This is a genomic window from Paenibacillus sp. N22P23 (assembly GCF_059383735.1).
Genome location: NZ_JBXENT010000008.1, coordinates 44,114 through 55,924, shown reverse-complemented (window position 1 = coordinate 55,924; position 11,811 = coordinate 44,114). Strand labels below are relative to the sequence as shown.

The 11,811-nt window shown below is 52.2% G+C and carries 12 protein-coding genes and 1 riboswitch; of the genes, 7 read left to right on the top strand and 5 right to left on the bottom strand.

From position 1 onward, the window contains the following. Nucleotides 1-39: 39 nt before the first annotated feature. Nucleotides 40-177, bottom strand: a riboswitch (guanidine-I (ykkC/yxkD leader). Between the two features lie 193 nt (nucleotides 178-370). Next, complete coding sequence (locus AC506A_RS24380) at nucleotides 371-649, top strand: antibiotic biosynthesis monooxygenase family protein (RefSeq protein ID WP_495463594.1); 279 nt, start codon at nucleotides 371-373, stop codon at nucleotides 647-649. Between the two features lie 74 nt (nucleotides 650-723). Here the strand turns inward: AC506A_RS24380 and AC506A_RS24375 are convergent, their stop codons facing one another. Next, nucleotides 724-1,047: a 2Fe-2S iron-sulfur cluster-binding protein gene (locus AC506A_RS24375; RefSeq protein WP_495463593.1), complete on the bottom strand. Its 324-nt coding sequence runs from the start codon at nucleotides 1,045-1,047 to the stop codon at nucleotides 724-726. 120 nt (nucleotides 1,048-1,167) lie between these two features. Between AC506A_RS24375 and AC506A_RS24370 the strand changes: the two genes are divergently transcribed. After that, the gene (locus AC506A_RS24370; protein ID WP_495463592.1) at nucleotides 1,168-1,668 is read left to right on the top strand and encodes a CYTH domain-containing protein; all 501 of its coding nucleotides are present in this window, start codon (nucleotides 1,168-1,170) and stop codon (nucleotides 1,666-1,668) included. Nucleotides 1,669-1,698: 30 nt separating this feature from the next. Continuing rightward, nucleotides 1,699-2,358 (top strand): HD domain-containing protein, encoded by a 660-nt coding sequence (locus AC506A_RS24365; protein WP_495463591.1) that lies wholly within the window; start codon nucleotides 1,699-1,701, stop codon nucleotides 2,356-2,358. A gap of 64 nt (nucleotides 2,359-2,422) precedes the next feature. Here the strand turns inward: AC506A_RS24365 and AC506A_RS24360 are convergent, their stop codons facing one another. After that, nucleotides 2,423-3,202: an exodeoxyribonuclease III gene (locus AC506A_RS24360; RefSeq protein WP_495463590.1), complete on the bottom strand. Its 780-nt coding sequence runs from the start codon at nucleotides 3,200-3,202 to the stop codon at nucleotides 2,423-2,425. 167 nt (nucleotides 3,203-3,369) lie between these two features. Between AC506A_RS24360 and AC506A_RS24355 the strand changes: the two genes are divergently transcribed. The 3 genes from AC506A_RS24355 to AC506A_RS24345 all read left to right on the top strand — a co-directional run bounded on the left by AC506A_RS24355 (nucleotide 3,370) and on the right by AC506A_RS24345 (nucleotide 7,007). After that, nucleotides 3,370-4,353 (top strand): MBL fold metallo-hydrolase, encoded by a 984-nt coding sequence (locus AC506A_RS24355; RefSeq protein ID WP_495463589.1) that lies wholly within the window; start codon nucleotides 3,370-3,372, stop codon nucleotides 4,351-4,353. 22 nt (nucleotides 4,354-4,375) lie between these two features. Beyond that, nucleotides 4,376-5,290 (top strand): polysaccharide deacetylase family protein, encoded by a 915-nt coding sequence (locus AC506A_RS24350; protein ID WP_495463772.1) that lies wholly within the window; start codon nucleotides 4,376-4,378, stop codon nucleotides 5,288-5,290. A 145-nt stretch (nucleotides 5,291-5,435) separates the two neighbouring features. Then, nucleotides 5,436-7,007, top strand: a complete 1,572-nt coding sequence (locus tag AC506A_RS24345; RefSeq protein ID WP_495463588.1) for a methyl-accepting chemotaxis protein — start codon at nucleotides 5,436-5,438, stop codon at nucleotides 7,005-7,007. 196 nt (nucleotides 7,008-7,203) lie between these two features. Here the strand turns inward: AC506A_RS24345 and AC506A_RS24340 are convergent, their stop codons facing one another. Together AC506A_RS24340 and AC506A_RS24335 are read right to left on the bottom strand one after the other, a co-directional pair. Beyond that, a complete protein-coding gene (locus tag AC506A_RS24340; RefSeq protein WP_495463587.1) occupies nucleotides 7,204-8,778 on the bottom strand; it encodes a methyl-accepting chemotaxis protein in 1,575 nt (524 codons plus the stop codon). 263 nt (nucleotides 8,779-9,041) lie between these two features. Beyond that, entirely contained in the window at nucleotides 9,042-9,542 is a 501-nt protein-coding gene (locus tag AC506A_RS24335; protein ID WP_495463586.1) for a DUF5946 family protein, read from the bottom strand. A 141-nt stretch (nucleotides 9,543-9,683) separates the two neighbouring features. Between AC506A_RS24335 and AC506A_RS24330 the strand changes: the two genes are divergently transcribed. After that, nucleotides 9,684-10,610 (top strand): alpha/beta fold hydrolase, encoded by a 927-nt coding sequence (locus AC506A_RS24330; protein WP_495463585.1) that lies wholly within the window; start codon nucleotides 9,684-9,686, stop codon nucleotides 10,608-10,610. Between the two features lie 215 nt (nucleotides 10,611-10,825). On the opposite strand, the gene AC506A_RS24325 is transcribed toward AC506A_RS24330, so the two are convergent. Further along, nucleotides 10,826-11,785: an acetylxylan esterase gene (locus AC506A_RS24325; RefSeq protein ID WP_495463584.1), complete on the bottom strand. Its 960-nt coding sequence runs from the start codon at nucleotides 11,783-11,785 to the stop codon at nucleotides 10,826-10,828. Between the last annotated feature and the right edge of the window lie 26 nt (nucleotides 11,786-11,811).

Genomic DNA, 11,811 nt, shown 5'->3' with positions numbered 1-11,811 from the left:
CTCTAAAATAAATAAACCCGGGAGAATAGATGGTATCTACTCTCCCGGGCTTTTATCCCTCCGTGTAGCTGATGCAGCATCAGCCGCTTTCTCTCGGACCTGCCTCAATCATCACGTAAGGTTATGTGACAAGATAACCTAAACGAACGGATTGGCGGAACCCTAGAAAGCTGTTTCTATGTAGTTGTTAGTTTGAATTGTATCGCAGGGAAGAATTACATGTCAATAAATATTACACAACAATCTCAATCCGGTACATTTTACACGAACAATATAACATGTCCATTACATAGCCGTTAGTCGAAGTGACAACATCAGACAACTCCACTACAATATAGACAAAATAAGCGTACAAGGAGCCATGATGTTTATGTTCGTTCATATGTCGATCCATCATCCGAAGCCAGGTAAGAGTGAGGACCTGATTGCCTCGATGCACCGTTTCGGGAGTGCGCTTGAAGGGGCGGCTGGGTTAAGAGAAGTGCACACGCTTCAGGACAGCCGTACAGGCAAGTTGATTGGTCTGGCGATTTGGGAATCCGAGGAGGCATTCCGGGCAGGCGTAAGTGCTGCGCGTTCTGCGGTAGAGAACGATCCGTTCGAGGATTGGGAGGACGCTTCGGAAGGCTTTTGGCTGAGCAAGGTTTAACGGAAATAACGGTTAAATGAACAATGGCGGCGCCGGAATTCCGTCACCGCCATTGTTGGCATCGTAGTATCTGATTATTCCTGCGGACGCGTACCTGGCTCCAAACCCGTTGAAGCTGCGGTTTTGAGCACATTTACGGAGAGATCTCCATGCACTCGAATTTGGCAGGAGAGGCGAATATTCGGATCGGTGATCCCTTTGGCCTGACGAACGGCTGCCTCGGCTTCGCCCATTTCACCGGCATCTCCGGCTAGTACTTCTACGCTGCAGGTTGTGCATTTCGCATTACCGCCGCAGCGATGCAGAATATCAATCCCGTTATCTTCGAGCACGAGCACAAGTTTCTTTCCCTCTTCTGCTTGGAAGGTACCTCTTTCTTGGACCTGAATAGTTGGCATCGTAATCACTCCTCCCCCTCATCGTTGCCATTTTGCAGAAAATTTAACACCGTTCCACTCGGACAGCTATACTAGTCGTATTGGGTTCAAAGCAGTCTAACCAGTAAGGAGATGTCGTTCATGACTTTAGAAATTGAACGTAAGTTTTTATTAGCCGAATTCCCGGAGGTGCTCATTGGTGCCGGTGAAGTAGTTAGAATGTCAGAGCACAGAATCGAGCAGACTTACCTGGCGCTTGATGGCCCGCAGGAGCTGAGAGTCCGCAGAATTGTCGATCTCGCTACGGATGAAGTGAGTTATACGCATACCTTCAAATCAGGTCATGGCCTGGCGCGTGAAGAAGTGGAATATGAAATTTCACAGGGAATTTACGAACAGGTTATCCAAGCTTTCGGCGCTGTTCCGCTGACGAAGAATCGCATTACCGCGAAGTGGGGCGATCGAGTCGTGGAGATTGATATTTATGATCAAATTCAATTGATGGTGCTTGAGGTTGAATTTGATTCCGAAGAGGCAGCTGTGACGTTCGAGCCTCCGGCGTGGTTCGGCAAGGATATCAGCACAGAGAAGCAGTACAGCAATAAGAAGGTTTGGCGCGAGCTGCAGGAACGCGGCAACTAATATAAAGTCGTGAGAAAGGTGGTTGGGAACATGCAGCGCCAACATGGGGAGAAACAGCACGTTATTGAAGAAGCCGAGCGGTTCGCCCGGGCCGAGCTGGAACATGATGCCACTGGCCATGATTGGTGGCATGTGCACCGCGTCGTGCAGATGGCAGAACGCCTCGCACTGAGCGAAGGCGCTGATGCTGAGATCTGCATCATTGCCGCGCTGCTGCATGATGTAGCAGACGAGAAGCTGAACGAGTCCAAGGAGAGCGGCCTGAGTAAAGTGAGCAGCTGGCTGGCGAGCCAGCCGCTGACGGAGACGGAACAGGCGCACGTGATGGACATCATCGCAACGATGTCGTTTAATGGCGGCGCGAATCCACCGATGCGGACGCTGGAAGGCATGGTGGTGCAGGATGCGGACAGGCTCGATGCCATCGGCGCGATCGCGATTGCACGTGCCTTCCTCTACGCAGGCTGGAAGGGAGATCCCATCTATGACCCGCAGCTGAAGCCTCGCGATGAGATGAGTCCCGGCGAATACCGCAAAGGGAAAAGCACGGCGATCAATCATTTTCACGAGAAGCTGCTGAAGCTGAAGGACCGAATCAACACGGACTCGGCCAAAGAAATTGCCGAAGAACGTCATCGGTACATGGCGGAATATGTGGAACGGTTCATGCAGGAATGGGATGGGAACTAGCGAGTCGCTGGACAAATAAGAAAGCCGGACGTTCTCCATGTTGGAGAATGCCCGGCTTTTCGTTTTATTTTGCAGCTGCAATTGAAGTTAATTCGCCTGTCGTCAACACAACCGGGCAATGGTCGCTGCCCATGATGTGGCAGTCGATTTGCGCATCGACCAGTGCTGGCGCAAGTCTGGAGGAAACTAGGAAGTAGTCAATCCGCCAACCAACGTTCCGCTCTCTGACCTTCGGCATATAGGACCACCATGAATAAACATCGGCAAGGTCCGGATAGAAGTAACGGAAGGAATCGGTGAAGCCGGAAGTAAGCAAGTCGGTCATTTTGCCGCGTTCTTCGAGCGTGAAGCCGGAATTGCCCATATTAGGTTTCGGATGCTTCAAGTCAATCTCTTCATGGGCGACATTCAGGTCACCGCAGACGATGACCGGTTTCTTGGCATCAAGCTCCAGCAGGTAATTCCGGAACCGATCTTCCCATTCCATCCTGTAATCGAGCCGTGCTAAGTCCCGCTTGGCATTCGGCGTATATACCGTGACAAGATAGAAGTCATCAAATTCCAGCGTAATAAGGCGGCCCTCAGGCTCATAGTCTTCTTCCATGCCGTAACGCACAGATAGCGGTTTGATTTTCGTGAAAACAGCCGTACCGGAGTAACCCTTCTTCTCCGCATAATTCCAATAGCTCTCATAGTCGTCACCGAGCGCCATCTCAATTTGACCCGCCTGAAGTTTCGTCTCCTGCAAGCAGAAGATATCTGCATTCATTTCCGTAAAATAATCCATAAACCCTTTGTTCACGCAGGCACGCAGCCCATTAACATTCCATGAGACCAATTTCATCGGTTCGTTCTTCTCCTTGCTGTATATCGAATGAATACTAACAGTTTAGCACAGTTGGCCGCGTTCATGGCGATTGGCTCATCTACGTCAGGTAGTTCCGGGGTACCGAATTGCACTATAATGGGAATAACAATTATGAATTGGACCATAAAGGGGCATGAACACAGATGGCTTCCACGCGGCAAAATAATAAATTCGTCAATGCCATACCGACCAGTATGGGGATCAACTTCAAGTCAATCGTCAGCATGCTTCGGGATCAGATCAAAGGCAGTCCGAACCGTCAGCCGGCACAGGCGATTCCGTATAAGAAGCTTTCGCTGCCGGCTCGGCCTCCGGCAGAAGGCGTTCAGGTGACCTGGTTCGGACATTCCGCATTCTTGCTTGAAATTGAAGGGAAACGGCTGCTGTTTGATCCGATGTTCGCGGATTCGCCTTCTCCGGTGGCGTTTTTCGGAGGCAAGCGCTACAGCGGCGGCCTTCCGCTGGCGGCGGACGATTTTCCGGCAATCGATGCCGTTATTCAGTCGCATGATCATTTCGATCATCTGCACGAAGGCACGATCCGCAAGATGAAGGATAAAGCGGCGCGTTTCGTCGTGCCCCTTGGCGTAGGAAAACGGCTTCGCAAGTGGGGCGTAGATCCTGCGAAGATCTCCGAGCATGATTGGGGCGATGAGCTGCAATTGGCGGGGCTTACGCTCGCGTGTATGCCGGCTAGGCATTTCTCGGGCAGAGGGCTGTTTGATCGGAACAGTACACTCTGGAGCTCGTGGGTTATAGCAGGGAAGAACAATCGGGTGTTCTACAGCGGGGACAGCGGCTACGGGCCGCATTTCAAAGAAATCGGGACGAAGTACGGACCGTTTGATCTGACGCTGATGGAGTGCGGTCAATATGACGAGCGTTGGTCGGCGATTCATATGATGCCGGAGGAAACGGTGCAAGCGCATATCGATGTACGGGGAGATCTGTTGATTCCGGTTCATTGGGGTGCTTTTACGCTGGCCTATCACGATTGGACCGATCCGGTTGAACGTGCCGTGAAAGCGGCTCATGCACAGGGAGTCGCAATTGCAACACCGCAGATCGGGGAAACCGTCACGGCAGGCAGTGCGCAATATCCAACTGCCGCTTGGTGGCGGGGGTAGCCCTAGGAGGGGAGAGAGCGTGATGAAAGGGAAATATCTCGTCATCAATTGCGATGATTTTGGCCAAAGCGCGCCAATGAATGCGGCCATTATGCATTTGCTGGAGGAGCGGCGAGTTTCTTCGGCGACGATCATGGCGCCGGCGCCCGGCTTCGAAGAAGCAGCGGCTTGGTGCAAGAAACGCGGGCAGTCCAATATTGGGCTGCACCTGACGCTGACCAGCGAATTCGATGCGCTGCGCTGGGGGAGTTTGACAGGTCATCCATCGCTGCATGACGCGAGCGGGCATATGTACCAGACGGTGATGGAGTTCGAGCGAGGTGCGAATACAGCGGCGGTCGTGCAGGAGCTGGATGCTCAGTATGAGCGGGTGCGCCAAGCGGGCATTACCATTACGCATGCAGACAACCATATGGGTAGTCTGTACGGCATTGCGACAGGCCGCAGCCACATTCCGCAAGTCTTGATGAAATGCGCCAAATGGAAAGTGCCGTTTCGATTGTTCCGACGCGTTCATCCAGAGGATATGATGGCCGCCGTTCCCGGCGTGGAGCGTGCCGTAGGCAAGGCTTCAGCGCTTGCGGGTACGCTTGGCGTTGCGATACCGGACTACCTGCTGTCGCACCCATTCGAGGTTGAAGAAGGGGAAACGTACGAGTCCTTCAAGCAATCCATCATCGCCAAAATGTATCGTCTACCCGAGGGCATCAGTGAGACGTACATCCATCCTGCTGCCCCGGATGCTGCGATGCTGGCAGCGATCCCCCACTGGGAGAAGCGGGTGTGGGAATACCGTCTTATGCTCGATGACGATTTGCATGCTGCATTGAGGGACGCAGGCGTCACGCTGACGGACTACCCATTCATCCAGCAGCATGGCCGCGTGTCGCGCTTTCGCTCCGCTCTGGCACTAGGCGCAGAGCTGCTGCGCAAGTAGTTTGTTTGGCGGTTAAACAAATAATTGGCAAACAATTCGCTGCAATCAACGCTAATGCTAACTTTAATTAAATGAATGACCCCATAATCCTTTAATGGCTGTTTGTTATGATTGGGCAAACAACGACATTAGGGGTGAAATTAGCGTGCAAATCGCAAAGATGCTCAAGTTTATCGGCATTTTGTTTACCTTACTCTCCGTATTTCTCGTCATATCCGTTATTTTGTTAAGCAAGAACTACGAGAATGTAAAAGAAACGACCCACCGCCAAGCGGAGTTCAAACAATTAGGCTTTGATTTGGCCAACTCCTCGGATCTGCTAACCAATGAAGCGCGTCAATACGTTCAGTTCGGCGATCGTGCGCACTATGACAACTACTGGCGGGAAGTTAACGAAACCAAAACAGGAGACCGCGTCGTCGCTAGGCTGAAGGAGATGGGTGCCCCGCAGAGCGAGCTGGATCTCATTCAGAAAGCGAAAGATAACTCCGATGCGCTTATCGCGACAGAAGAGGCAGCGATGAAGGCGGTTGAAGCAGGCGATTTCGATGCGGCCAGGCGCTTGATGTTCGACGATAAGTACGAAGCCAATCAAAATGTCATTATGGATCCCATTAAGCAATTCCAAGACATGATGAATTCACGCGCGGAGAACGAAAGCGCCGCCGCCGAAAGCAAAATGTACACCTATATCTATCTTGTCACGGCCAGCATCATCTTTGTTTCACTTACTATGCTGGGATCGGTGTTCATCCTGATTCGCAAGATCCGCCCGCTCAAGTTAATCGTATCCAAGCTGCATGAGCTGGCCGATAACAAAGGGGATTTGACCGCACGATTGCCGGAAGGCAGCAAGGATGAAATCGGGCAGCTTGCCTCGTCGTTCAACCTCATGTTGGAGAACTATCGTCAATTCGTCAGCGGTTTGCTGCTTTCCTCGATTAATATGGCAGAAGTCGCCCGACATACAACGAAAACATCCGAAGAAATTGCTGCCGGAAGCGAGAGCCAAGCCAATGCTTCGCAAGATATCAGCATGCTGATGCAGGAGCTTACCGATGCGATGGAATCGGTGGCGTACAATGCCGAGAGCGCAGCTGATCTTACGGAAGCCGCAACAAGCCTCGCGAACAACGGAAACGTCATTATTGCGAATTCGCTGGAAGGCATGAACCGGCTTAATGAGCAGGTATCCACCTTGGTTAACGATTCCATCAAAATTAATCAGATTATCGAAGTCATCGACGATATTGCGGAGCAAACGAATTTACTTGCGCTGAATGCAGCCATTGAGGCTGCGCGAGCCGGCGACCAAGGCAGAGGTTTCGCGGTCGTAGCGGAAGAAGTGCGGAAGCTGGCCGAACGAAGCGGAGCGGCGACCAAGGATATTTCCGTCATCATCAAATCGATGCAGAACAACATGGGACTTAGCGTGGAGGCGGCAAAGGAAAGCGCGGCCGTTGCCATCGAGAGCGGCGAAACGTTCGATGCGATCGTGAAGCAAATCGGCAACGTATCGGCCAAGGTAATCGAGATCGCAGCCGCAACAGAGGAACAAAGCGCGCAGTCGAGCAATATTTTGGACGCGGTGCAGACGATTGCGGCCGGCAGCCAGCAGTCCGCGGCAGGCAGTCAGGAAGCGGTATCGTTGATGCGCAAAATGAGCGACATCGCCGCCAAGCTGGAGCAGTCCGTATCGACCTTCAAGCTTGAATAAAGGAGAAGAACCTCAGGTGCGAATAACGCGGCCTGAGGTTCTTTGCTTTAGAGCGGGATTGAGTATGAGGCCTAAGCAACATTCACTTTGTTTGCCGGCACGTGCCGCAGCACTGTTCGTCATAGTAGCAAAATAAAGGGCTGTCTCAAAAGTCGAATTGCTCACTTTTGAGACAGCCCTTGTCGCTGCTTCTCTATTAGATGCGGAACCGTTTCACCATCGTGTTGAGCTGATGGGCGAGCGAGCCGAGGGATTGGGAGGAGCTTGCTGTCTGCTGTGCTGCCGCAGCTGCCTCTTCGCTGATGGAAGCAATCGATTCAATCTGCTTCATGACTTCCTGTGACTGGGAAGCTTGGCTGACGCTCGAAGATGCGATTTCTTTGGTCTGTTCCGCCACCTCGCCGACTCGAAGCACAATGCTGCCGAGCGCATCGCCGGCCTGCCTGTAGAGTGTCTCGGTAGTCGACATCGCCTTCACGCTCTCATGCGTACTATGCTGCATTCCCTTTATGATATCGGCAATCCGCTTCGTGGCTTCGCCACTGCGCTCCGCCAGTTTACGCACTTCGTCTGCCACTACCGCAAAGCCGCGTCCTTGGTCGCCGGCCCGCGCCGCTTCGATTGCGGCATTCAGTGCCAGCAAATTCGTTTGCTCGGCGATGTCGTCGATCACACCGATAATGTTGCCGATCTGATTCGAATCCTTCTCCAGTTCATTCATACGCTGCGATAGCAGATTCATACTGCTGAGTGATTCTTGCACGGTATTGCCGCAAGCAATTGCTTCTTTGTTGGTGTTAATGGTGAGATGAGTCGCTTCCTTAGCACGCTGCGAAACGGTGCGCACGCCTTCAGAAAGCCTCGTAACGACCTCCGAAGCGGTTTGTGCCGACTCGGCTTGATACATGTTGCCTCTAGCCACTTCATCCGTGGTGGCGGATATTTCCGCGGCGGCTACGGATACAGCTTCGGCCGAAATCAGCACTTGACCGATCAGCTCCCGAAGTCCGTTTGCCATGGCGTCAATGGATTGTGTGATGGTACCAAGCTCGTCCTTATAGTGCAGCCGGGAACTATCGGTATGAAGATTGCCTTCAGTAACTTGTTTCACGCGATGCAAAATATGATCAACGGACTTCGTGATTCGCCGAATGATGCCAAAACCGGTGATTCCAATAACCAGCACACATAAAGCGAGGATGATATAGATGAACAAATGCATGCTCACATTGTTTTTCTGAATCAGTTCAGCTTGTGTAACAGCGGTAGCATCGAGAAACTCACCAAGCTCATTCAAACTCTCTCTAGCCGTGTCGAAATCAGTGATATCGCTTGTGCCCGCAGCGGACTTGTCGGACCATGCGGTGAAATGGGTGTGAAACCGATCGAGATTTTGCTGAACGGTTAATTTGGACTGCTCATGCGCTTCTGCCAAAAGTTCATTCTCGGTCAGGATGGTCCCGGCATTGTCGACCCGTTCCACGATTTGTCCGATATTGTCGCTGAGATCCTGTTTTTGCTGCTGCAGCTCGTCATCGGTCAAACGACCATTTTCGATGGTTTGATAAGCGACCAAGGCCTGGTACATGTCGCGGTCAGCATTAAGAATCAGCGAAGTGGTTTGCGCACTGACGTCGTACATCATTGTTTTCATGTGACTCAAATCGGCATTATTTCTCTGAATCAAGTACAGGCAAACGACAACAAAGAGCAGCAACGGAATGGCAAGCAGGCCACTCAACTTCTTCTTTAACGAAATGTTATTCAGCATCCGGACAACCCCTTTAGTCTTGGTGCAAGTCAGCTTTGGCAGCTTGTCAGCCCATTATAGAGGGAAGGTGTTTGAGAAGTTTGACAATAAATGTTTAAATTGTGTTTGATTTTGGGCAGCACGCTCATAAATGGCTGTATATTTGAGCCGTGCTGCAGGAAAAATAGAACAATTGTGGGCAGGGTAACGGCATGTTGACGGAAACACAAAAAAAGGGCCCCCTCCAAGCAGTGCTGCTTGTTAGAGACCCTTTTACTATTCGATTAAGCGTGAAGGACCGGCTGAGCCGCCTCCTTTACCCAAGCATGGGCATGTGCCCAACTGTTCCAAACTTCGTGAACCCAATTGCGGATCATTGCATCTCGCGGATCACCGGCTTCTGCTTGCAGCACTTCTTGAACCGTGATAGCTGCACTCGATTGCGGTGGAGCAAGCTCGGGCCATGAAATCTTTTGGCGGCCTAATTCCATATGCACCTGCTGCACCTGCTTACCCGTATAGCCATGCTCCACAACCAGATAGAGACCAATTAGCGAGAAGGCCGTCGTGATCGGGCGAGTGGCTCCGCCAGAGTGCTGAGCACCGTAGGAATCCAGCGCTAATTGATGAATGAATTCGGGCTGTCCATGCGAAGTCGTGTAGTAGGAAAGCTGATTGAACAACTCCATACATTCACCAGAAGCATGAAAGCGCGAGGGCTCTGCAAAATACTGATTGGGCAGCATCAGACCGCACCCGGGACATTTGACGATGGATTGTTTCATGGACATTCCGCCTCCTCTAATAGATAAACTGCGTCCGCTGCATAAACAAGCTTCGGCAAAATGAATCCCACTTTTCTGCAAATCGGCCGTACGACGGACAACGAACTTCCATCAAGATGAACATAGAGAGGAGGGTACCGGATGAAGAAAAAGAAGAGGTATACCCTTCACCGTGCAGTTTCCAAGGATGGAACTGTCATCGGCTACAGACAGTCGGGCCGTGGACCTGGTCTTGTCATCATTCATGGTGCCTTCGTGTCCGGGCATGAATACGAGAAACTGGCGCAGGAGCTCTCTGACACATTTACCGTCTATGTCGTCGATCGGCGTGGTCGCCTATACAGCGGACCGCAGGGGATGCAGTACAGCATAGAGAAGGAGTGCGAGGATGCCTTGGCCGTTCTTCAAGCAACGGGGGCTCCTTATGTTTTTGGCCACAGCTTTGGCGGGTTGATCGCCTTCGAGCTCGCGCGAACCTACCAAACCGCAATTGCTAAACTAGCCGTGTATGAACCTGCTGTCTCTGTCGACGAGGAGTTTCCTTCGGATTGGATGCCCGCCTATAAGCAGCAGATGGAGCGTGGCAAAGACCTCGATGCCTTCATTACCTTTCTCAAAGGAATCGGAACGGCGGAGCAAATGGTCAAGCTGCCGCGATGGCTCATCAAGCTGATGCTGCTTCCATCCTTGTTGTTTCAGGAAGGGCGCAAGCTGCGCGAGAAGCTGCCGACGCTGATTAAGGAGATGGACGAGGTGTTCCGTCTTGACTCTACCGTTCAAAGCTACAGTGCCATTAGGTCAGAAACCCTCATTCTGGCTGGAAGCAAGAGCCCTTCATTTCTGCTAAAAGGCGCCCGCGCGGCGGCGTCCGTCATTCCGAACGCATCGCTGTCCGTCATGGAGGGACTTGGTCATAATGCGCCGGACTTGTTCAATCAGCAGGAGATTGCGCAGCGGTTGAAGGGGTATTTTGCCGGAGAAGGAACCGCCTATGAACAAAAAGAACCTCGGCAGCTCGCTGTGAAAGGCGCAGCGGGTGACAGAGGTTCTTCCGGGCAGCCCGGATGAACCCGGGCATTATGGCGTATTCGAGCATGGCTGCGGCACAGCCAGACCACCGGTCAAGAGAGGCAAAGCAGCATGACGCGCCACGATTGCGACGATACGAACGAGAGGCGAGGTGGATCGGATCATTCTGCTCACTCCTTTTAGGTAACCGTAGTCAGACTTACCTAAATTATAGCGGATTGAGGCTTGGCGTCCATCGCTATTTTTGGCGAAATTTAGCGAAATTGCTTCTGCAGAAAAAGAATCCGTTCCCGGTTGTGATACTCCCCGATTTCATGGCCGCTAAACGGATAATCGAAAATGGCTTTCTCTGATGTGATCCGGTTATAGACCGCATAGATCGTCTCCGGCAGACAAACGCCGTCTTTCCAGCCGACGGACATCAATACGGGTACCTTGATACGAGATGCGAGATTTAACATGTCATAGTGGGCAAGCGTATGCAGCACGGGTTCCAGTTGATCCGGGTAACGTTTGAGATGCTGGGCAACTTCCGATAAGGAACTGCTTGAATGGAGTACCCCGTGATCCATGTTGCACATATTCGGAATGTCGGCGATGATCGCCGTTACTTTAGGGTTCAGCGCGGCCGAGATTAAAGCCAGACCGCCGCCTTGACTGCCGCCGACCGAGGCGAGCCTTGCCGGATCAACTTCCGGCTGAGCTGCAGCCGCATCAATGGAACGAACGACATCGAGCGTAAGGGCATGATAGTACGAGCCTTCCGGCTCGGGAAGATTGCTGGAAACCCAGCCTTTCACGGAGCCGGCTGTCTCCGGCATGTAATTGCCGGTTTCTCCGCCTTGGCCTCTCACGTCGACAGCGAATACGGCGTAGCCGAGAAGCAGCCAGCTTGCGTAGCGTTCCGGATAGCCGCGATCATCGGTATAGCCGGGGAACGTGACGATACAGGGCATTTGCGCGCCTGCCGCTGACTGCGGGACGATAAACCAGCCGTGAATCGGCGTATCGTCATAGCCCTTGTACGTGATTTTATCGACGGTCACGCCTGGGAATGGAGAGTCGGCCGGCTCGCGCTTGATCGCAAGCGGAATGTCGTTATATTTGTGCAAAACCTTGTCCCAGAAGGCAGTAAGCTGCTCCGGATCGATCGTCAGCTCAGCTGAACAGTTCATTAGCTCGCGTTTGCGGCGAGAGATTGCGTCGTTCATCATATAACGCCTCCAAAAAGGAAATCGTG